At 69.2% G+C, this 20,753-nt stretch carries 21 protein-coding genes; 15 read left to right on the top strand and 6 right to left on the bottom strand.

The window, feature by feature from the left end:
- Nucleotides 1–55 precede the first annotated feature (55 nt).
- Together QTI45_RS29120 and QTI45_RS29115 are read left to right on the top strand one after the other, a co-directional pair.
- A complete protein-coding gene (locus QTI45_RS29120; protein ID WP_286656817.1) occupies nt 56–337 on the top strand; it encodes a hypothetical protein in 282 nt (93 codons plus the stop codon).
- 65 nt (nt 338–402) lie between these two features.
- Nucleotides 403–801, top strand: a complete 399-nt coding sequence (locus QTI45_RS29115) for a phage holin family protein (RefSeq protein ID WP_286372197.1) — start codon at nt 403–405, stop codon at nt 799–801.
- A 243-nt stretch (nt 802–1,044) separates the two neighbouring features.
- On the opposite strand, the gene QTI45_RS29110 is transcribed toward QTI45_RS29115, so the two are convergent.
- Nucleotides 1,045–3,069, bottom strand: coding sequence for an acetoacetate--CoA ligase (locus QTI45_RS29110; protein WP_286656816.1), 2,025 nt, complete (start codon nt 3,067–3,069; stop codon nt 1,045–1,047).
- Nucleotides 3,070–3,168: 99 nt separating this feature from the next.
- Between QTI45_RS29110 and QTI45_RS29105 the strand changes: the two genes are divergently transcribed.
- From QTI45_RS29105 to QTI45_RS29045, 13 genes are all read left to right on the top strand, one after another.
- Nucleotides 3,169–3,891, top strand: coding sequence for a TetR/AcrR family transcriptional regulator (locus QTI45_RS29105; protein WP_286372199.1), 723 nt, complete (start codon nt 3,169–3,171; stop codon nt 3,889–3,891).
- On the top strand, nt 3,888–4,832 hold the full coding sequence (locus QTI45_RS29100) for an ABC transporter substrate-binding protein (RefSeq protein WP_286372200.1): 945 nt from the start codon (nt 3,888–3,890) through the stop codon (nt 4,830–4,832). The genes QTI45_RS29105 and QTI45_RS29100 overlap by 4 nt, the downstream gene beginning before the upstream one ends.
- The gene (locus QTI45_RS29095) at nt 4,829–5,623 is read left to right on the top strand and encodes an ABC transporter ATP-binding protein (RefSeq protein ID WP_444813193.1); all 795 of its coding nucleotides are present in this window, start codon (nt 4,829–4,831) and stop codon (nt 5,621–5,623) included. Before QTI45_RS29100 ends, QTI45_RS29095 begins: the two co-directional genes overlap by 4 nt.
- A 133-nt stretch (nt 5,624–5,756) precedes the next feature.
- Entirely contained in the window at nt 5,757–6,476 is a 720-nt protein-coding gene (locus QTI45_RS29090; protein WP_286372350.1) for an ABC transporter permease, read from the top strand.
- Nucleotides 6,473–7,228: an ABC transporter permease gene (locus QTI45_RS29085; RefSeq protein WP_286372201.1), complete on the top strand. Its 756-nt coding sequence runs from the start codon at nt 6,473–6,475 to the stop codon at nt 7,226–7,228. Before QTI45_RS29090 ends, QTI45_RS29085 begins: the two co-directional genes overlap by 4 nt.
- A gap of 81 nt (nt 7,229–7,309) precedes the next feature.
- Complete coding sequence (locus QTI45_RS29080; protein ID WP_286372202.1) at nt 7,310–8,116, top strand: cyclase family protein; 807 nt, start codon at nt 7,310–7,312, stop codon at nt 8,114–8,116.
- A gap of 8 nt (nt 8,117–8,124) precedes the next feature.
- The gene (gene fahA / locus QTI45_RS29075; protein ID WP_286372203.1) at nt 8,125–9,450 is read left to right on the top strand and encodes a fumarylacetoacetase; all 1,326 of its coding nucleotides are present in this window, start codon (nt 8,125–8,127) and stop codon (nt 9,448–9,450) included.
- A gap of 68 nt (nt 9,451–9,518) precedes the next feature.
- Entirely contained in the window at nt 9,519–9,671 is a 153-nt protein-coding gene (locus QTI45_RS29070) for a hypothetical protein (RefSeq protein WP_286372204.1), read from the top strand.
- Between the two features lie 20 nt (nt 9,672–9,691).
- Nucleotides 9,692–11,323: a mechanosensitive ion channel family protein gene (locus tag QTI45_RS29065; RefSeq protein WP_286372205.1), complete on the top strand. Its 1,632-nt coding sequence runs from the start codon at nt 9,692–9,694 to the stop codon at nt 11,321–11,323.
- A 37-nt stretch (nt 11,324–11,360) separates the two neighbouring features.
- Nucleotides 11,361–11,792, top strand: a complete 432-nt coding sequence (locus tag QTI45_RS29060; RefSeq protein ID WP_286372206.1) for a MarR family winged helix-turn-helix transcriptional regulator — start codon at nt 11,361–11,363, stop codon at nt 11,790–11,792.
- A 93-nt stretch (nt 11,793–11,885) separates the two neighbouring features.
- Complete coding sequence (gene cnbZ, locus QTI45_RS29055; protein ID WP_286372207.1) at nt 11,886–12,644, top strand: 2-amino-5-chloromuconate deaminase CnbZ; 759 nt, start codon at nt 11,886–11,888, stop codon at nt 12,642–12,644.
- Between the two features lie 53 nt (nt 12,645–12,697).
- On the top strand, nt 12,698–13,684 hold the full coding sequence (locus QTI45_RS29050) for a tripartite tricarboxylate transporter substrate-binding protein (protein WP_286372208.1): 987 nt from the start codon (nt 12,698–12,700) through the stop codon (nt 13,682–13,684).
- Nucleotides 13,685–13,765: 81 nt separating this feature from the next.
- A complete protein-coding gene (locus QTI45_RS29045) occupies nt 13,766–14,581 on the top strand; it encodes a class I SAM-dependent methyltransferase (protein WP_286372209.1) in 816 nt (271 codons plus the stop codon).
- Between the two features lie 17 nt (nt 14,582–14,598).
- Here QTI45_RS29045 and QTI45_RS29040 read toward each other — a convergent pair whose 3' ends face one another.
- The 5 genes from QTI45_RS29040 to QTI45_RS29020 all read right to left on the bottom strand — a co-directional run bounded on the left by QTI45_RS29040 (nt 14,599) and on the right by QTI45_RS29020 (nt 20,641).
- Nucleotides 14,599–15,039: a MaoC family dehydratase gene (locus QTI45_RS29040; RefSeq protein ID WP_286372210.1), complete on the bottom strand. Its 441-nt coding sequence runs from the start codon at nt 15,037–15,039 to the stop codon at nt 14,599–14,601.
- Nucleotides 15,039–16,316: a benzoyl-CoA 2,3-epoxidase subunit BoxA gene (boxA, locus tag QTI45_RS29035; protein WP_286656815.1), complete on the bottom strand. Its 1,278-nt coding sequence runs from the start codon at nt 16,314–16,316 to the stop codon at nt 15,039–15,041. The genes QTI45_RS29040 and boxA overlap by 1 nt, the downstream gene beginning before the upstream one ends.
- Nucleotides 16,317–16,445: 129 nt before the next feature.
- Nucleotides 16,446–17,873, bottom strand: coding sequence for a benzoyl-CoA 2,3-epoxidase subunit BoxB (gene boxB / locus QTI45_RS29030; RefSeq protein WP_286372212.1), 1,428 nt, complete (start codon nt 17,871–17,873; stop codon nt 16,446–16,448).
- A 35-nt stretch (nt 17,874–17,908) separates the two neighbouring features.
- Nucleotides 17,909–19,576, bottom strand: coding sequence for a 2,3-epoxybenzoyl-CoA dihydrolase (gene boxC / locus QTI45_RS29025; RefSeq protein WP_286656814.1), 1,668 nt, complete (start codon nt 19,574–19,576; stop codon nt 17,909–17,911).
- Nucleotides 19,577–19,708: 132 nt separating this feature from the next.
- On the bottom strand, nt 19,709–20,641 hold the full coding sequence (locus QTI45_RS29020; RefSeq protein ID WP_286656813.1) for a helix-turn-helix transcriptional regulator: 933 nt from the start codon (nt 20,639–20,641) through the stop codon (nt 19,709–19,711).
- Nucleotides 20,642–20,753 lie beyond the last annotated feature (112 nt).

Here is a 20,753-nt window from a genome sequence, read left to right as displayed (position 1 = left end):
TTCGAGGGTTCCGCCCAGCGGACCCGAAGAATGACGCCACCTGGAAGAGTAGGACATGCAGCCTGAGGTCGAGATCATCCAACGCGAGGACGGCCAGTTCGACGCTTACGTCGGCATCGGCAACGGCACCCGGCGCTACGCGCGCGAGGGACTGGCGTCGGTGGCCGATTGCCTGCAGGATGCGGCGGCCGCACTCGGCGCCGAGTTCCGCTTCGCGACCGTGATCGTCGACCGCATGCGGATCGGCAGCTATCCGGTGGCGGTGATGGAGCACCGCGCGCTCGAGGTCGCGGACGAACTGCTCACCAAGCTGTCGAACCGGCGTCAACCTGCCTGAGGCCGAGGCGCGCCCCGATCGCCACCGATAAGATCGGCGGCTCCATCTGAACCGCGAGCATCGACATGCTGAATTCCCTGGCGCCCTTCCTGCTGCACTGGGCCATCACCGCCCTCTCGCTCTGGGTCGCAAGCTACATCTTCCGGGGACTCAAGTTCGAAAGCACCGGCTCGCTGGTGATCTCCGCGCTGCTGCTGGGCTTCGCCAACGCGGTGGTCAAGCCGCTGCTGATCATCCTGACCCTGCCGCTGACCTTGCTGACCTTCGGCCTGTTCCTGCTGGTGATCAACGCGCTGATGATCCTGCTGGTGTCGGCGCTGGTGCGCGGCTTCAAGGTCTCGGGTTTCTGGACCGCGCTGTTCGCGAGCATCTTCATCTCGCTGCTGAGCGTATTCCTCGGTGCGCTGGTCGACACCAGCGGCCCCGACGCGATCCAGATGCCGAGCACAGGCAACTGGTTGTGATTGTTGCTCGCCCCCAGGTTGTCCGGCACTGCGTGTCCGGCCGCCCACCCCCTGCCGGGGGCAACACCAGCGGCCCGGCGAAGCCGGTTCCGCGGTGTTTCAGCAACGGGCCTGGCTGCGCCGGCCAATAGCGAACGGTCGAGTGCTGCTCCACGGCGGCGCGCAGCGCACGCCTGTTGGTGAGCAGTCGCGGAACCGGCTTCGCCGGGCCGCTGACTGCGCCCCCGGCAGGGGGTGGGAGGGCTACACGCAGTGAGCCCGACCTGGGGGCGAGCGTCGTTCCACGAAGGCCACGTACCAGTCGAGGCTGGCCGGATTGGCCATCGCTTCGCGGTTCACCACCTTGTCGATCGGCTGGCCGAGCAGCAGCTTCTTGATCGGCAGCTCCTGCTTCTTGCCCGACAGCGTGCGCGGGATCTCCGCCACCAGGAAGATGTCGTCGGGCAGGAAACGCGGCGACAGCGAAGTGCGGATCGCGTTGTTGATCCGGCTGCGCATCGCGTCGTCGAGCACGGCGCCCGCACGCAGCACGACGAACAGCGGCATGTAGCTCTCGCGGCCCAGGTACTCGAGGTCGACCACCATCGAGTCGAGCACCTCGGGCAGGGCCTCGACCGCGTTGTAGATCTCGCTGGTGCCCATGCGCAGGCCCTGGCGGTTGATGGTGGCATCGCTGCGGCCGTAGATCACGCAGCCGCCGTCGGCGCCGATCCTGATCCAGTCGCCGTGCCGCCAGACGCCCGGGTAGGTGTCGAAGTAGCTCGACAGGTAGCGCGCGTTGCCTTCGTCACCCCAGAAATAGAGCGGCATCGACGGGATCGGCCGCGTGCAGACCAGTTCGCCGACCTCGCCGACGACCGGCTCGCCGGCCTCGTTCCAGGCCTCGACCGCGGCACCGAGGTAGCGGCACTGCATCTGGCCCGGCACTTCGGGCAGTTCGCGGTTGCCGCCGACGAAACCGCCGCAGAAATCGGTGCCGCCCGAAATGTTGTACCACCAGACCGAGCGGGCGCCGGCCGCCAGCAGCTGAGCCGTGCCCCAGCGCTGCACCTCCTCGGGCAGGGGCGATCCGGTGCTGCCGAGCGCCCGCACGCGCGCGAGGTCGCCGCAGTCCTTCGCTTCCAGGCCGGCCTTCATGCAGTTGGTGAAATAGGCTGCGCCGGCGCCGAAGAAGGTCACGCGGTGCCGCGCGGCGAAGCGCCACAGCACGCCCCAGTCGGGCTTCTCGCGGCTGCCGGCCGGGTGGCCGTCGTAGATGCAGATGGTCGAGCCGAAGGCCAGCCCCGAGAGCTGCGAGTTCCACATCACCCAGCCGGTCGAGCTGTACCAGTGGTAGCGCTCGCCGAAATTGTTGGCTCCATAGCTCGGGCCGAGGTCGTGGTGCAGGCCGCAGGCATACATGTTGACGAGGATGCCGCCCTGCCCGTGGACGATCGGCTTCGGCAGCCCGGTGGTGCCGCTCGAATAGACGATCCAGATCGGGTGGTCGAAGGGCAGCCATTCGGGCTCGAAGGCCGCGACCGCGGCATCGTCGCGCGCCACCGCGGCAGTCCAGTCGGAATCCGCCTCGACGGCATGGCTGGCGAACGGCGTCCTGAGCAGCACCAGCTTGCGCACGCTGGGCAGGGAGGCGCGCAGTTCCTGCACCACCGTGCTGCGGTCCAGGGGCTTGCCGCCGTAGTGCACGCCGTCGGCGGCGATCAGCAGCTTGGGCTCGATCTGGCGGAAGCGGTCGACCACCGCGGCGGTGCCCATGTCGGGCGCGCAGACGCTCCAGATCGCGCCGATGCTGGAACAACCGAGGAAGGCGATCATCGTCTCGGTGACGTTGGGCAGGTAGGCCGCGACGCGGTCGCCGCGCTCGACGCCGAGCCCGCGCAGCGTCAGCGCGAAGGCATGGACCTGGCGCCGCAGCTCGGGCCACGACATCTCGCGCACTTCGCCGAGCTCGTTGTCGCTGACGATGGCCGGCATGCCGGCGGCGTGCGCTGCATCGGCATGGCGCAGCACCTCTCGCGCATAGTTCACCTGGGCGCCCGGGAACCAGCGGGTGCCGGGCATGCGGGCATCGGCCAGCACCGCGCTGGCGGGCGTCGGCGAGTGCATGCCGCTGAAGTCCCAGATGCTCTGCCAGAAGGCGGGCAGGTCGGTGACGGACCAGCGCCACAGCGCGTCGTAGCTGCCGAAGGCCAGCCCGCGCTGTGCCTGCAGCCAGTCTTGATAGATGCGGATCTGCGGAACGAAGGGGGCGGGTGTCGAGGTCTTCACCCTCGATAGCCTAACCCCGCAGGCCGCTCGGCATCAATGCGGGTTAGCACAGGGTTTGTACGAGTGTTCAACAAGTTTGTACGCTCGTTCAATCGCGCCATGGTCCAACGCGTCGCGCCTGCTCGCCGATCGCCTCGCCGCAGCGCCGCGGCGCCCGAGGACCCGCGCCCCGACCGCCGGCAGGCGATCCTGCTGGCGGCCGAAAAGCTGTTCGCCCAGCACGGCTACCACGTGGTCTCGATCCGCCAGATCGCCGACGAAGCCGGGGTGCCGCTGGCGCTGGTGGGCTATTACTTCGGGCCCAAGCACGAGCTCTTCCACGCCATCTTCGCGCACTGGAGCCACACCATCGAGGAGCGGCTCGAGCGCCTGCGCGCGGTGCGCAACGACCCCGCCGATGCGCGCACGCTGCCGCGCATCATCGAGGCCTTCACGGCGCCGGTGCTGGCCCTGCGCGCCAGCGCCGAGGGCGAGTACTACGCGCTGCTGGTGGCGCGCGAGCTCTACCACGCGACCGAGGAGGCCGACCGCGTGCTGCGAGGGTACTTCGACCCCCTGGCCGAGGCCTACATCGATGCGCTGCACGTCGCCCTGCCCCATGCCACGCGCGGCCAGGTCGCCTGGGGCTACCAGTTCGCGCTGGGTGCGCTGCTGCACCACCTCAACGACAGCCGCATCGAACGGCTGTCGCACGGCCAGAACCGGCGCGCCGATCCGGCCGCCGCGCCGATGCTCGTGAGCTTCATCGTCGGCGGACTGCGCGCCGCGCTGCCGCGCCCCCGGATCCCCCAGAAGAAAACCCCCACCAGGAGACAGACATGATGAAACGACGCAGCCTGCTGTCGGCGCTGGGCGCCGCCGGCCTCGGCGCCGCCCTGCCCGCACGCGCACAAGCCGCCACCCGGATCGTGTTCGGCTACACCGCCGTGACCGACTTCGCCTCGGTCTTCGTGGCCGCCGAGGAGGGCTACTTCAAGAAGCGCAACCTCGACGTGGAGCTCAAGTTCATTCCGCTGAACTCGACCATTCCGGCTGCGCTGCAGTCCGACTCGCTGCAGATCGGCGGGCCGACGCCATCGGTGTTCCTGCAGGCGGTCGACGGCGGGCTCGACCTGGTGGTGGTGTCGGGCGGCGGCCTGACGTCGAAGACCATCACCGGCTTCGGGCTGGTGGCGCGCGCGGGCTCGGGCATCAAGACCGCGCAGGACTGCGTGGGCAAGAAGATCGGCGTGCCCGGCCTCGGTGCCTTCCTGCACGTGACCTTCCGCGCCTACCTGAAGGACAACGGCGTCGACTACCGCAAGGTGAACTTCGTCGAGGCCGCGTTTCCGCAGCACGGCGACCTGCTGCGCGGCGGCTCGGTCGATGCCGTGGTGTCGGCGGACCCGTTCATGAGCCGCATCACCGACAGCGGCGCCGGCTACGTGGCCTCGTACTACTCGACCTTCCTGCCCGAGGGCAACCAGACCATCGTGCACGCCGCAAAGCGCGAGTGGGCGCAGCAGAACCCGGCCGCGGCGCGCGGCTTCCGCGAGGCGGTGCAGGAGGGTGCGGCCTTCATGCAGCAGCCCAGGAACGATGCCCGGGTTCGCGCCAGCATCGGCAAGTTCATCAAGCTGCCGCCGGAGGTTCTGGCCAAGGTGCAGATCTCTCCGCCCGGCGCCGTGGTGAGCGAGAAGCAGCTCGCCTACTGGGTCGGGCTCATGAAGGAGCAGGAGATGCTCAGGACCCCGATCGAGGTCGCGAAGCTGGTCGTGAAGTGAACGCACGCGACATCCAGGCCGCGGACCTGCTCTGCGTCGACCGCGTCGCCATCCGCTACGACGGCCGCGAGGTGCTGTCGCCGACCTCTTTCTCGGTGGCACGCGGCGAGTTCGTGTGCATCGTCGGCCCCAGCGGCTGCGGCAAGACGACCTTGCTGCGCGCCGCCAGCGGACTGGTCGCGGCCAGTGCCGGCGAGGTGCGGCGCCACGGCCTGCCGATGAGCGGTCCGTCGCGCGAGGTCGCCTTCGTGTTCCAGGACTACGGCCGCGCGCTGCTGCCCTGGCGCACAGTCGAGGGCAACGTGAGCCTGGCGCTGGAAGCTGCCGGCGTGCCCGCGGGACTGCGGCCGCCGCGCATCGCCGAGGCGCTGGCCAAGGTCGGCTTGACCCGCCATGCCGGCAAGTTCCCGATGCAGCTCTCGGGCGGCATGCAGCAGCGGGCGCAGATCGCGCGCTGCCTGGCGCAGAAGCCCGAACTGATGATGATGGACGAGCCCTTCGGCGCGCTGGACGCGCTCACGCGCCAGGGTCTGCAGGACGAGCTGGCCCGCCTGGTGCGCGAGGACGGGCTCACGGTGCTCTTCGTCACCCACGACCTCGAGGAGGCGATCTACCTCGGTGATCGCGTGATCGCGCTGCAGGCCGATCCCGGGCCTGGGCGGCCCAGCCTGGCGCGGATGATCGAGGTCGACATCCCGCGTCCGCGCGACCAGCTCACGACCAAGGAGCACCCCGAGTTCCTGCGGCTGCGGCGGGAACTGTTCTCCTTCATCGCTCATGGCCATGACTGAAAGGCCCCCACGCTCCCCCACTGCGTGTGGGTCGCTGCCCCCCGAGGGGGCCGCAGGCCGCCTTGGGGCGGCCCGGCGCCGGCCTGAGCGTCCCAGCATCTTCTTCGTGCTGCGCCCCTGGGTGCTGCCCGCAATGCTGCTGGCGGCCTTCGAGTGGTACGCGCGCCGCGCCGCCGCTTTGGGCAGCGATGCGCTGGCACCGCCGAGCGCCGCGGCCCGGGCCTTCGTGGCGGCGGCGCTCGACGGCTCGCTGTGGCAGGCCACCGCCTTCACGCTCGGCACCGCGGCGCTCGGCTTGCTGCTCGGCGCCGTGCTCGGCATCGGGGGCGGCATCGTGCTCGGGCTCTCGCGCCGCGCCGCCGATCTCGGCCTGCTGTCGATCGAGGTGCTGCGGCCGGTGCCCTCGGTCGCGCTGATCCCGCTGGCGATGCTGATGTTCGGCTTCGGCGTGCGCATGGAACTGGCGATCGTCGCCTTCGCCACCTTCTGGCCGATGCTGATCCTGGTGCAGGCGGCGGTGCGGCAGGTCGACCCGCGGCTGCTCGAAGTCAGCCGGGTGCTGGGCCTGTCGCGCCGCGACCGGGCCTTCAAGATCGTGCTGCCGGCGATCGTGCCGCGGCTGTTCGTGGCGCTGCGGCTGGGCGTGGCGGTGGCGCTGGTGGTCGCGGTGACGGTCGAGATCGCGGCCAATCCCAACGGCATGGGCTACGCGATGATGATCGCGCAGCAGAGCTTCGACCCGGCGCTGATGCTGGCCTGGCTGGGCTGGATCGGCATCGTCGGCTATGCGATCAACGCCGCGATGCAGCGGCTGCAGCGGCGCGTGGCGCGGCGCATGGGAGCCTCGCCATGAACGGACGTCCAGGCAGCTGGCTCGGCTCGGCCGCCGTGCTCGCGGCGCTGGTCGCACTGTGGTGGACCGCCAGCAACGCGGGTTGGGTCAGCCGTGTGTTCCTGCCGACGCCCGAGGCCACGGCGGCGAGCCTGGCCGAAGGCCTGCGCGGCGACCTGCTCGGCTACACGCTGGCGACCGTGCGCCGCATGTTCGAAGGCTGGCTGCTGGCCTCGGTCTTCGGCGTGGTGTTGGGTGCCGCGATCGGCGTTTCGCCTTCGGTGCGCGCCTGGGTCCAGCCGACGCTCGAATTCATCCGCCCGCTGCCGGCCTCGGCGCTTCTGCCGTTGGCGATCTCGATCTTCGGCCTGAATCCCGGCATGGTGCTGTTCGTGGTGGCCTTCGGCGCCATGTGGCCGGTGCTGCTGGCGACCGTGCACGGCTTCGCGGCGGTCGAGCCGCGCCTGGCCGAAGTGGCGCGTTGCCTGCAGCTGCCGCGCGCCGCCTTCGTCTGGAAGATCGGCCTGCCCAACGCGCTGCCCGACATCCTCGCCGGCATGCGCCTGTCGATGACGATCTCGCTGATCGTCGCCGTGGTCGGCGAGATGATCGCCTCGCAGAGCGGACTGGGCCAGGCCATCCTGCTGGCGGCGCGCGCCTTCCGCGCCAGCGACCTGTTCGCCGGCATCGCGCTGCTGGGCCTGATCGGCTTCGCCAGCAACGCGCTGCTGGCATTCGCGGAGAAGAGATTGCTGCGCTGGCAGTCCTCGTGAAACCTTGCGGGACAGACCAGGAAATGTCGCAGTCATCTTTGCTCTGTCCTCAACTTGCTGAGACCTTAAGAAGGAGCCCCCATGACCCGCAAATTCGTCGACCTGTCCATCTTCCTCGAGAACGACGTGATGTCCGACCCGCCCGCCTTCGCGCCGAAGATCCAGTACTTCACGCACGAGCAGACCTACGAGCAGATCGAGCCCTTCTTCCCCGGCCTGAAGAAAGAGGACCTGCCCGACGGCGAAGGCTGGGCCGTCGAGCTGGTGCAGCTGTCGACCCACAACGGCACGCACCTCGACGCCCCCTACCACTTCCACTCCACCATGGACCGCGCGCTGGGCCACAAGAAGCCGGCGATCGCGATCCACGAGGTGCCGCTCGAGTGGTGCTTCCAGCCGGCCGTGAAGCTCGACTTCCGCCACTTCGAGGATGGCTACGTGGTGACCGCGAACGACGTCGAGTCCGAGCTCAAGCGCATCGGCCACACGCTCAAGCCGCTCGAGATCGTGGTGGTCAATACCCGCGCCGGCTCGCGCTACGGCCACAACGACTACGTGTCGGCGGGCGCCGGCATGGGCTACGAGGCGACGATGTACCTGCTGGAACGCGGCGTTCGCCTGACCGGCACCGATGCCTGGAGCTGGGACGCGCCTTTCGTGCACACCGCGAAGAAATACGGCGAGACCCAGGACGCCTCGCTGATCTGGGAGGGCCACAAGGCCGGACGCGACATCGGCTACTGCCACATCGAGAAGCTGCACAACCTCGAGGCGCTGCCGCCCGACGGCTTCTTCATCAGCTGCTTCCCGCACAAGATCCGCGGCGCCTCGGCCGGCTGGACGCGCGCGGTCGCGATCTTCGACGATGCGCTGATGGCCAGCGAGTGAAGGCCGCCATGGCGCTCGATCACACGCACGACCCCGCCGCCCGCAGCTGGCTCGCCTCGGCGCAGGCCGGGGGCTGCGATTTCCCGATCCAGAACCTGCCGTTCGCGGAGTTCCGCCTCGCAGGCACGCAGGAGGCCTTTCGCGGCGGCGTGGCGATCGGCGACCAGGTCGTGGACCTCGCGGCGCTGGCCGCTGCCGGAACGCTCGATGGCCCGGCGCTGCAGGCCGCACGCGCCTGCGCGCAACCGGTGCTCAACGACTTCTTCGCGCTCGGCCCCGCCGCCTGGCGGGCGCTGCGCCATGCCCTGTTCGCGGCCCTGAACGAGGACGCGCCCGCCGCCGACGCCGATGCGGTGCGCGCCTGCCTGCGGCCCCAGGCGGCGATCGAATTCGCGCTGCCGGCACGCGTCGGCGACTACACCGACTTCTACACGTCGATCGATCACGCGCTGAACATCGGCCGCCTGCTCAAGCCCGACGATCCGATCACGCCGAACTTCCAGTGGATCCCGATCGCCTATCACGGGCGGGTCTCGACACTCGGCGTCAGCGGACAGGCGTTCCATCGGCCGATGGGGCAGACCCTGGCGCCGGGTGCGAAGGCACCCAGCTACGGCCCCTGCGCGCGCCTGGACTACGAACTCGAACTCGGCATCTACATCGGCCGGGGCAACGCGGCGGGCGAAGCCATCCCGCTCGAGCGCGCCGAAGACCACGTCTTCGGCATCTGCCTGCTCAACGACTGGTCGGCGCGCGACATCCAGTTCTGGGAGATGGCGCCGCTCGGCCCCTTCCTGGCGAAGAACTTCGCCACCACGGTGTCGCCCTGGATCGTCACGATGGATGCGCTGGCGCCCTATCGCAGCGCCTGGACACGGCCGGCCGAGCATCCGCAGCCATTGCCCTATCTCGACAGCCAGGGCAATCGGGAGCACGGCGCGATCGACATCCGGCTCGAGGTCTGGCTGGAGAGCCAGCGCGACCGCGACGAAGCGGATGGCCCGACCCGGCTGTCGGGCACCAGCTTCCGCCACCAGTACTGGAGCATCGCCCAGATGGTCGCGCACCATACCGCCGGCGGCTGCAGCCTGAATCCGGGCGACCTGTTCGGCAGCGGCACCATCTCGGGCCCCGGCCCTGGAGAAGCGGGCGCGATGATCGAGCTGACGCGCGGCGGACAGGCGCCGATCGCGCTCGCGAACGGCGAATCGCGCGGCTTCCTGCAGGACGGCGACGCCGTGATGCTGCGCGGCTGGTGCGAGAAGCCCGGCGCGGCGCGGATCGGCTTCGGCGAGAGCCGCGGCACGGTGCTTGCCTGCCGCCTGCCAGGCTGAATCCGCGCCTTGTCTGAGCTTGCCGATCGTGGTGTACTTTCCGACGGCCGCAGCTGAAAGGAGCAAGCATGAACTCATATCGAAGCCTGGCACTGGCGCTGGTCTGCGTGGCGGCGGCGCTCGCGGGTTGCGAACCCAAGCCGAAGGAACCCAAGGCGCAGGCGCAGGCGGCGCCCCTGCAGCTGGCCACGCCCGTGGGCGCGGCACGTCCGGCAGCTTGAGCCTGGTGCGGCACCCCGGGATGGTTTTTCTTCGCTTCCTTCGATTCTTCGCGCTTTTCGGGTCGACCCTGCAACGGGGTGCCTGCCTGCTGGCCCTGCTGCTCACTGTGGCGGCTGGAGGCGCCGCGGCCCAGGAGCCTTCGACTCCGGACACCGGCGCCGCCCTCAAGGTCTGGAATCGCCCGGTCTTCGTCTTCCGGGTGCCGATGTTCGGCCTTTCGCCGCAGCAGCGCGCCCAGCGTGCCGCCGAGCGCATCGGTGACATTCCGGCGGCCAGCCTCGGCGCGCCGGTCGAGGTTGCGAGCTTCGCTCACGAAGGCCTGCCGGGCTATGCAGTGATGCTCGAGGGCGCCACGCTGTTCGCGATCTTCGCCAGCGACCTGGAGCCCGGCGATCCGGCGCTGGCGCAGGTGGCCGGGCAGGCCGCAGCGCGGCTGCATCAGGCGCTGCTGGCCCGGAAGTCGCAAAGCAGCACGCGCCAGTTCGCAAGCTCGCTCGGCTGGGTGGCGCTCGCCTCCGGCCTGCTGGTCGCGGTGCTGTTGGCACTGCAGGCGGTCGGACGGCGCGTCGAGGCCCGCATGCAGGGCTTGCGTTCGCGGGCGGCGGCGCGGCCGCTTTTCGACCCCCGGCGCATCGGCGTGGCGGCGCTGGGCCGTGCGGTCCAGTGGTTCAAGTTCGCCCTGATGCTGATGGCGGTCTACGTCTGGCTGGCCTACGTGCTGACCCGCTTCCCCTACACCCGGCCCTGGGGCGAAACGCTCGACGCCTCGTTGATCGCCGTGGCCTCGCGGGTCGCGGTCGCCGTTCTGCACGCGCTGCCCGATCTCGCCATGGTCGCGTTCATCTTCCTGCTGGCGCACCTGGGGGTCCGCGGCCTGCACGCGCTTTTCAACGCCGCGCACGCCACCGGCGTGAAGATGGCGGCGCTGCAGAGCGACACCATCGGTGCGACGCGGCGCCTGACCGTGGTGCTGGTCTGGCTGTTTGCGCTGGTGGTGGCCTACCCGTTCATCCCGGGGTCCGACTCCAACGCGTTCAAGGGCCTGAGCGTGTTCTTCGGCGTGCTCGTGACGCTCGGCTCCTCGGGCCTGGTGTCGCAGATCATGTCGGGCTTCGTGCTGATCTATTCGCGCGCGCTGCGGCCGGGCGACTACGTGCAGATCGGCGAGTCCGAAGGCTATGTGGTGGAGCTCGGGACGCTGTCGACCAAGCTGCGCAACCGGCTCGACCAGGAGGTCACGCTGCCCAATTCGGTGGTCGTCGGGACCCGGATCCTCAACTCGAGCGACACCACCAAGACCAGCGGCGGCGGCATCGCGGTGTCGACCTCGGTCACGATCGGCTACGACAGCCCCTGGCGGCAGGTGCAGGCGATGCTCGTGATGGCCGCCGGCCGCACCCCCGACCTGCTGGCCGAACCGCGGCCCACGGTGCGCCAGGTGAGGCTGCAGGACTTCTACGTCGAGTACGAGCTCAATGTCTTCATGCGCGCAGGCGCCCCCAAGTACGACGTGCTGAACATCCTGCACGGCCACATCCAGGATGTCTTCAACGAGTACGGCGTGCAGATCATGTCGCCGAACTTCGTGCTGCAGCCGGCCACGCCGGTGCTGGTGGCCCGGGAAGACTGGCGGCCGGCGCCAGCCGAGTGAGCCGCGAACGCGCGATTTCGGCGCTACTGTCGAGGCCATGACGATCTCGAAATTCCAGCTGCTGCAGCACCTGCCCCACCTGCTGCGACGGGCCCACTTCGAAGCCGACGCCCTGTTCCCGTCGATCTACGGGGATGGACTGACTTCGCGCCAGCTGGCGCTGCTGGTGGCGGTCGCCCAGCGGCCCGGCGGCTCCCAGAGCCAGGTGGCGCAGGACATCGGGCTCGACCTCAACACCTGCAGCGACCTGGTGCAGCGCACCGCCTCGAAGGGCCTGCTCAAGCGCGAGCGTTCGAGCGTCGATGGACGCAGTTTCTGCCTCTTCCTGACGGACGACGGCGAGCGGGCACTGGTCGACAGCACCGGCAAGGCGGTCGAGTACCGGGACGCGGTCGCGCGCCGGCTGAGCGCATCCGAGCGTGAACAGCTGATCGGCCTGCTGCGCAAGATGCTGGGTTTCGACCGCTAGCGGCCTCGCCTTCCCTGCAAGGGAAAACCCCATGAACGAGCGTAGGGGTTTCGCTTTTAAATACTACGAATACGTACTAACTGAGGTTTTCCAATGACTCAGCTCCTCCATTTCCCGGCCGGCCAGTACCGCTATCTGCCCGGCGGCTTCCAGTACTCGGCCGCGGTCGTCGCCGATCCCGGCCACGTCATCGAGCGCGCGCGCTTCCTGCGGCCGGTGCCCCTGGCCGAAGGCTTCGAGCGCATCCGGGCCCATCTGGCCGCGCTCGGCCGGCCGCCGACTGCGCTGTGCGCCTGCGAACTGCGCTCTCCCGCGCCGATGGACGAAGCCGCCTTCATCGCCTTCAACCGCGCCTACGTGGGGCCGCTCGGCGAATGGGGGCTGTTCGAGGACGACGTCAATCCGGTCGCGCGATGCAACCTGGTGCCCGCCTTCGACGCCCCGCGCCAGGCCGGCTTCCACGCCTTCAGCTACACCCTGCCTTCGGCATCGATGCGCGGCGCCGCGGACTTCGTGACCTCGGGCGCCGCCGAATGCCCGGACCGCCCCGGCTATCGCGACAACATCGTGCGCCTGGGCGAAAGCTCGCCCGACGCGCTCGTCGACAAGCTTCGCTTCGCCCTCGGCGACCTGGAGTCGCGCTTCGCGCTGATGGGCGTGGGCTGGGCCGACGTGGCGGACACCCGCCTGTACACCGTGCACGACCTGCACCACGCGATGCAGCGGGAGCTTGCCGAGCGCGGCGCCCTGGCCGGCGGCCTCGGCTGGCACTGGGTGCGCCCGCCGGTCCAGGACCTCGAGATCGAGGTCGATGCGCGCAGCGTGTCGCGCGAGATCCTGCTGCCGGCCTGAGGCTTGCGACGACATCCCGGCACCGACTTTCCATCCCCTCCCAGGAGCGTTCCATGACAGTCTTCAGCACGATGCGGCGCCGGATGTTCGGCCTCGTCGCCTTCGCCCTCGCGGCCGCCGCTTCACCGGCATCGGCCGCCGGCGACTTTCCCTCCGGCCCGATCCGCATCCTGGTCGGCTTTCCGGCCGGCGGCACCATCGACGTGGTGGCGCGCCAGGTGGCGGAGCAGATGCGGGAGGAACTCGGCGTGCCCGTGACGGTCGAGAACCCGACCGGCGCCGGCGGCCAGCTCGCGGCCCAGGCGCTCAAGCGCGCTGCGCCCGACGGCCGCACGCTGATGCTCGCGCCCGACCACACGGCCGTGATCATCCCGCTCACGCTGGCCCAGCCGGGCTTCGATGTCGCGAGCGACTTCGCGCCGATCGGACTGGTCGCCAACTATGCGGGCGCACTGGCGGTCAGCCAGGCCAGCGGCATCAAGGACATGTCGGGGCTGCTGGCCGCGGCCAAGGCCGACGCCAAGGCAGGAAACGTCGGTGTCTCGGCCGCCGGCAGCAAGCCGCAGTTCCAGCTCGACGCGCTCGCTCGCAAGCAAGGCGTGCCGCTGGCCAGCGTGCCCTTCCGCGGTTCGGTGCCGATGGTGCAGGACCTCGCGGGCGGACACCTCACGGCCGGCATCACGGCGCTCGGCGACTTCCTGGAATTCCATCGCGCCGGCAAGCTCAAGGTCATCGCGATGGTTGGCGACCGGCGTTCGGCCGTCCTGCCCGAGGTGCCGACCGCATCCGAGCTGGGCTATCCGATGCGGATCGATTTCTGGGTCGGCATGTTCGCGCCAGCGGGCACGCCCAAGCCCACGGTCGAGCGCCTCAACGCGGTGCTGAACAAGGCGCTGGCCGCGCCCAAGGTGCAGCAGCGCATGGCCGGGCTGGTGTTCGAGCCCAGGGCTTCGACACCGGCCGAGTTGAGCGAGCGCATTGCCGCCGAGACCAAGCACTGGGGGCCGATCATCGCGGCCTCGGACTGGGTCAGGCAGTAGGCCGGGCGCCCGCGCAGGGCTTGTGGCCGCGCCGCGAAAGGATCATCCTCTGGCCGCACGGATCATCGGCAGGAGGACGCCATGGCCTCAGCGTTCAGGGACTTCGAACACGACGGGTGGACCGACCCCGCCGTCTGCGCGAGCTACGACGACTTGTTGTCGAGCCTCACGACCCAATCGATCGCGCCCATGCTGGATGCGGCCGGCGTCAAGGCTGGAAGCCTGGTGCTGGACGTGGCAACGGGTGCCGGCTACGCCGCCGGCGCCGCCCTCGCCCGCGGCGCGGTGGTGACGGGCACCGACTTCTCGGCGGAACAGGTGCGGCTGGCCAGGCAACGCTTCCCCGCCGCGACGCTGGTCGAAGGCGACGCCGCCAGTCTGCCGTTCGCGAGCGCGGCATTCGATGCGGTCGTGGCCAACTACGGCGTGCTTCACTTCCCGGAACCGGAGGCCTTCCTTCGCGAGGCCTTCCGCGTGCTGAAGCACGGCGGCCGGCTGGCCTTCACGGTCTGGGGGCGCCCCGACGAGGCCAGGCTCTTCGGTGCCGTGCTCAGCGCGATCGACGCCCATGGCGACCTGGACGTGGGATTGCCGGGCGGCCCCGACATGTTCCTCTTCGCCGATGCAGCGTCGAGCCTGCAGGCCATGGCCCGCGCCGGCTTCCAGGACATCGCCGTGACGCGGGTTCCGCAGACCTGGCGGCCTTCGTCGGGCGAGCAGATCCTGCTCACCGTCAAGACCGGCACGGTGCGCATGCGCGGCGCGCTGCAACGCCAGCAGGCCGAGGTGCGTGATGCCATCGACGACGCCATCCTCGCGGCGCTGGAGCCGTTCAGGAAGGGGCTGGGCTACGAAGTGCCGATGCCCGCGGTTCTCACGGCGGCGACCAGGCCGTGAGTGCAGGCGACCGGCGGCTAGGCCTGCGGCAGCTTGAACAGGCTGGTCGCCTCCAGGTCCAGCACCGGCAGCTCCCGCTGGTTGAACAGGCGCCAGCGCCAGCGCAGGATGCCCAGGTGCTGCCGCTTCTCCGAACGGCGCGCCTCGATGACGTCGGCCACCAGCCGCAGGCTGTCGCCGGGGCGCACCGGGTTCGGCCACTTGAGGAAGGCCAGCCCGGGCGAAGCGAAGGACTCGGAGCCCGCCAGCGCGGCATCGGTGACCAGGCGCATCGCGATCGCGCTGGTGTGCCAGCCGCTCGCGATCAGGCCGCCGAAAGGGCCCTCGGCCGCGGCCTCGGCATCGGTGTGGAACCACTGCGGGTCGTAGGCCCGGGCGAACTGCAGGACTTCCGCCTCGGTGACGAGGTACGGCCCGGCCTCGATGGTCTGGCCCTCATGGAAGTCCGCGAATTTCATCAGTAGGTTTCCAGGTGCAGGCGCCCTTCGCGCTTGAGCCCAGCGCCGACCGTGTCCCAATCCAGCCCGGCCTCGGTCGCGACATCGCGCAGCGCCAGCACCACGCCCTCCTCCATGCTCTTCAGGCCGCAGACGTAGAAGTGCGTCTGGCCATCCTTCAGCAGCTCGGCCAGGTCGGCGGCGCGTTCGCGCATCAGGTCCTGCACGTAGCGCTTGGGCTGGCCCTGCGTGCGCGAGAAGGCGAAGTTGATGTCGATGAAGTCCTTCGGCAAGGTCTGCAGCGGACCGAAGTAAGGCAGCTCCTGCTGGGTGCGGGCGCCGAAGAACAACATCAGCTTGCCGCCCTCGAACTTGCCGCTCTTGCGCAGGCGCCGGCGCCATTCGGTCATCGCGCGCATCGGTGCGCTGCCGGTGCCGGTGCAGATCATGACGATGTGCGACTTCGGGTGGTTCGGCATCAGGAACGACGATCCGAAGGGCCCGATCACCTGCACCTTGTCGCCGACCTTGAGGTCGCACACGTAGTTGCTGGCGACGCCGCGCACCGGCTTGCCCTGGTGGTCTTGCAACACCCGCTTCACGGTCAGCGAGATGTTGTTGTAGCCGGGCCGCTCACCGTTGCGCGGACTGGCGATCGAGTACTGGCGCGCGAAATGCGCCTTGCCGTTGGCATCGGTGCCGGGCGGGATGATGCCGATCGACTGGCCTTCGAGCACCGGGAAGGGCATGGCGCCGAAGTCCAGCACGATGTGGTGGGTCTGGTTCTCGTAGCCGGCCTCGGTGCAGTTGAAGTTGCCGACCACGGTGGCGGTGGTCGGGCTCTTCGGCGGATGCAGGTTGGTGTAGGCATGGGCCGCCGACCAGGGCGGCACGGTGGCGCCGTACTGGGCCGAATTGAAGGCGGTTTCGCCGGGTGCGGCGGGCGGCTGCGGCGAGGCCGCGGGCACCTGCTGCAGCGCCTCCTGCGGCTCGCCCACGCCCTCGGCTTCCAACTGCTCGGGCGTGAGCTCGGCCGGGAGTTCGTCCCAGGTCAGCTGCTCCTCGATCGAGTAGGCGCGCACCACGGGCATGGTGCGCCAGTTGTCGATCGAGCCGGTCGGGCACGGCGAGATGCAGGCCATGCAGCCGTTGCAGACATCGGCGCGGACGACGTAGTTGCGGTCGTCATGCGTGATCGCATTGACCGGGCAGGTGGCTTCGCAGGTGTTGCAGCGAATGCAGATCTCGGGGTCGATCAGGTGCTGCCTGATCACAGAAACGTCGACTGCCATGTCCATCGTGAGTCTCCTTGCTCGCCCCCAGGTTGCTCCGCACTTCGTGTCGGAGCGCCCACCCCCTACCGGGGGCAATACCAGCGGCCCGGCAATGCCGGTTCCGCGGTATTCCTGGTGGCGCGTTATGACAATTCAGCCAAACCTTACGTATTCGAAATCGACCGGCTGGCGGTTGATGCCCATCACCGGCGGCGCGATCCAGCCGGCGAACTTGCCCGGATCGACCACGCGGCCCATCAACGATGCCACGAAAGCGAAGTCGTCGGGGGTCGGCAGCCATTCGTTCTTCTTCGCCGCCCATTCGGCCTCGTTCACCACGCGGCCGTCCGGCGACATCTTGATGCCGGCGAGGGCGCCGATCTGGCGATTGAAGGCCTTGTGCGGCACGGTCAGGCGGGTCGGGATGCCGGCCTTCTCGAGCACCTTGTTCCAGCGCTGCACGCCGGCCACCGAGTCCTTGATGAAGTCGTCGCGCAGCACTTCGTTGAGCGCGTTGAGCATCGGCACGTCTTTTTCGACCAGCTGGCCGTTGACCACCTCGAGCACCTTGTAGGTCTGGCCCTTGAGCACGTGGTCGTCGGTGCGCTTGCCCTCTTCGTAGCGGCCCTTGAGGCCCGAGCTGTAGAAGATCGCGGCGTTGCTCGACTGGTCGGCGCCGAACAGGTCGATGGTCACGCTGTAGTGGAAGTTCAGGTAGCGCTGGATGGTGCCGAGGTCGATGGCGCCGGCCGCACGCACCTTCTGCGGATCATCGGTCTTGAGCTCGTTCATGACCTGCGCGGTGCGCTGCAGCACGCGCGAGACGCCGCTCTCGCCCACGAACATGTGGTGGGCCTCTTCGGTCAGCATGAACTTGGTGGTGCGCGCCAGCGGATCGAAAGCGCTCTCGGCCAGGGCCGACAGCTGGAACTTGCCGTCGCGGTCGGTGAAGTAGGTGAACATGAAGAAGGCCAGCCAGTCGGGCGTCTTCTCGTTGAAGGCGCCGAGGATGCGCGGGTTGTCCTGGTCGCCCGACTGGCGCTGCAGCAGCGCCTCGGCTTCTTCGCGGCCATCGCGGCCGAAGTGCTTGTGCAGCAGGTAGACCATCGCCCACAGGTGGCGGCCCTCTTCCACGTTGATCTGGTAGAGGTTGCGCAGGTCGTACATGCTGGGCGCGGTCAGGCCCAGGTGGCGCTGCTGCTCGACCGAGGCCGGCTCGGTGTCGCCCTGCGTCACGATGATGCGGCGCAGGTTGGCGCGGTGTTCGCCGGGCACATCCTGCCAGGCCTTCTCGCCCTTGTGGTCGCCGAAGTGGATCTCGCGGTTGGCGTCGCCTGGGTTCAGGAAGATGCCCCAGCGGTAGTCGCGCATCTTGACGTGGCCGAACTGGGCCCAGCCCTGCGGGTCGACGCTGACCGCGGTACGCAGGTAGACCTCGTAGGCGGTCGAGCCGTCCGGGCCGACATCGTCCCACCAGTTGACGAAGTTCGGCTGCCAGCCTTCGAGCGCGCGCTGCAGGGTGCGGTCTTCGCCGAGGTTGACGTTGTTGGGGATCTTTTCGCTGTAGTTGACCGTGCTCATTTGGTTGTCCTTGGTTCGTTGCGAAGCGGGTGGGATCAGACGCGGTTCAAGTCGAAGCCGGCCTTCTCGCCGGAGCCGTAGACCTTCAGCGCGCCCTTGGGACCGACCGCGTTGGGGCGGTTGAAGATCCAGTTCTGCCAGGCGGTGAGGCGGCCGAAGATGCGGGTGTTCATGTTCTCCTTGCTGGCGAAGCGCAGGTTGGCTTCGAGGCCGGTCAGCGCGTCGGGCGACATGGCGGCGCGCTCCTCGATCGCCATGCGGATCTCGTCGTTCCAGTCGATGTCGTCGGGTGCGGCGGTGACCAGGCCCAGCTTGAGCGCCTCGTCGGCGTCGAGCGGCTGGCCGGCGGCGCCGCGCGCGCCTTCCAGCGGGGCGGTCTCTTCGTAGAAGCGGCGCTGCAGGCGGCTCTGGTCGTTGACCATCGGGAAGAAGCCGAAGTTGAGTTCGTTCAAGGTCAGCTTCGGGGCCTTCTCAGGCGCGTCGGGCAGCGCCAGCATGTAGGCGCGGTCGGCCGCGAAAGCCAGTTCGGCCAGCGTGCCGGCGAAGCAGGAGCCCTCTTCGATGAGCGCGAAGAGGCTGCGCGACGAGACGTCGAGCCGCGCCAGCGTGCGGCGCAGCGCGCCGATGGTTTCGCGCACCAGCCAGTGGTCCTTGTGGGCGACCAGCGTGGCGTCGCTGGCCAGCACGGCCTGGGCATCGCCCTCGGTCTTGAGCAGCCAGGTGCCGATGTCGAGTTCGTTGGTGCGCAGGTTCAGGATCGCGTCGTCGAGCTGGCGCGCCATCGCGAGCGGCCACCAGGCGGCGCCGGCGGCTTCGATCGCGGCGATGTCGGTGGGCTGCGCGCCGGTGGGCGCCTTCACGGTCAGGGTCGCAGTGCGGCGGGCGCGGTCGATGTCGACCGAGACATGCTCGTAGCGCAGGCTGTCGGCGCCGTCTTCGCGTGCCAGGCGGGTCAGGCTCACGCCCTTGCCGCCGGCCGGGCGGTCGCTGCCCTCGGCCAGCTTGGCGGCGCGCTCCTGCACCACGGCGCCGAACTGGGCCGGCTTGGCGATCGCGTCGACCAGGCGCCAGTCGACCGCGCGCTGGCCGCGCACGCCTTCGACGCTGGTGCAGAAGATGTCGGCCAGGTCATGGCGCACGCGGCGCTTGTCGGTGACGCGGGTCAGGCCGCCGGTGCCGGGCAGCACGCCGAGCAGCGGCACTTCGGGCAGCGAGACGGAGGACGAGCGGTCGTCGACCAGGATGATCTCGTCGCAGGCCAGCGCCAGCTCGTAGCCGCCGCCGGCGCAAGCGCCGTTGACCGCGGCGACGAACTTGAGGCCCGAGTGCTTGGAGGTGTCTTCGATGCCGTTGCGGGTCTCATTGGTGAACTTGCAGAAGTTCACCTTCCAGGCGTGGCTGGAGACGCCGAGCATGAAGATGTTGGCGCCCGAGCAGAAGATGCGGTCCTTGCCGCTGGTGACGATCACCGAGCGGACTTCAGGATGCTCGAAGCGCACGCGGTTGAGCGCGTCGTTGAGCTCGATGTCGACGCCCAGGTCGTAGCTGTTGAGCTTGAGCTTGTAGCCGGGGCGGATGCCGCCGTCTTCCGCGATGTCGAGCGACAGGCGGGCCACCGAGCCCTCGACGCTGAGTTTCCAGTGGCGGTACTGGGTGGGGTCGGTGCGGTAATCAACGCGAAGGGCTTGGGTGCTGTCGGTCATGCAGGTCTCCTGGGGGTGTCGGGGGCTGGCTAGGAACAATAATGCATTTGTCGATCGCCAGAACATGCATCATGCTGCATGTTCTGGCGCGCGTCAACCCTTCGAAGACTTTTTTACTTCCTGAACCCGGCCTCAGTCGGCCTGCGCCATCGCCTCGCGCACTGCGCCTCGCAAACGCGCGAAGCTCTGCGCCAGGTCCTGCCCGCCGGTGTCGACGCTGATGTCGGCCTTCGAATAGAACGCGGCCCGCCCGCTGAGGATGCGCCGCAGGTCGTCCATGGCTTCCTTGCTGGCCGCCATCGGCCGGGTGTCGCCCTGGGCCGCCACCCGGCCCATGTGTTCTTCGGGCGCGGCCTGCAGCCAGACCGTGGTGCAGTGCGCCAGCAACTGGTTGAAGGTGGCCGGGTCGGAGACGATCCCGCCCGGCGTGGCGATCACCACCTCGCTGTAGATCTGCACGGTCTCTTCGAGCGCGCGGCGCTCGTAGCGGCGGTAGGCGTTGGTGCCGTAGAGGTCGTGGATCTCGCGCACGCTGCAGCCGGCGATCTTCTCGATCTCGCGGCTCAGCTCGATGAAAGGCACGTCGAGATCGTCGGCCAGCATCTGGCCCAGGGTGGACTTGCCGGCGCCGCGCAGGCCGATCAACGCGATCCGCCGGTGTCGCGCCGGGTCGCCGGCCGCGGTGCCGAGCAGCTCGCCGAGCGCGACCCGGGCCCGGCGGAGGTCGGCCTCGCTGCGGTTCTCGAGCAGTTCGCGGATCAGCAGCCACTCGGGCGAAATGGTCGTGACGTCGCCGACCAGTTCGGCCAGCGAGCACTGGAGCGCGGTCGCGACCTGCTGCAGCACCAGGATCGAGGCGTTGCCGATGCCGTATTCGAGGTTCGCCAGGTGCCGCTCCGACACGTCGGCCGCCAGCGCCACCGCCTTGCGGGTCAGGCCGCGGCGCGCGCGCAGGTTGCGCACCCGCTCGCCGAGCGCCGCCAGCAAGGGATTCTTGGCTTCCTCGGCCGGCGCCGGGACTTCGGGAGAGGCGGACAGCACCGCCTCCTCAGCTCGCTGATTCATGACTCGCTTTCGCTCGGCCGGCGGTTCGGCTCAGGGTTAACACCAGTACATGCATTATATTGCTTGACACCTCGGTAGTCGGTGCTTATGGTTCGCTCACAGGCAAGATACT

It is taken from the genome of Variovorax saccharolyticus (assembly GCF_030316765.1).
Lineage (GTDB): Bacteria > Pseudomonadota > Gammaproteobacteria > Burkholderiales > Burkholderiaceae_C > Variovorax > Variovorax saccharolyticus.
This window is presented reverse-complemented; position numbering and strand designations above follow the sequence as displayed.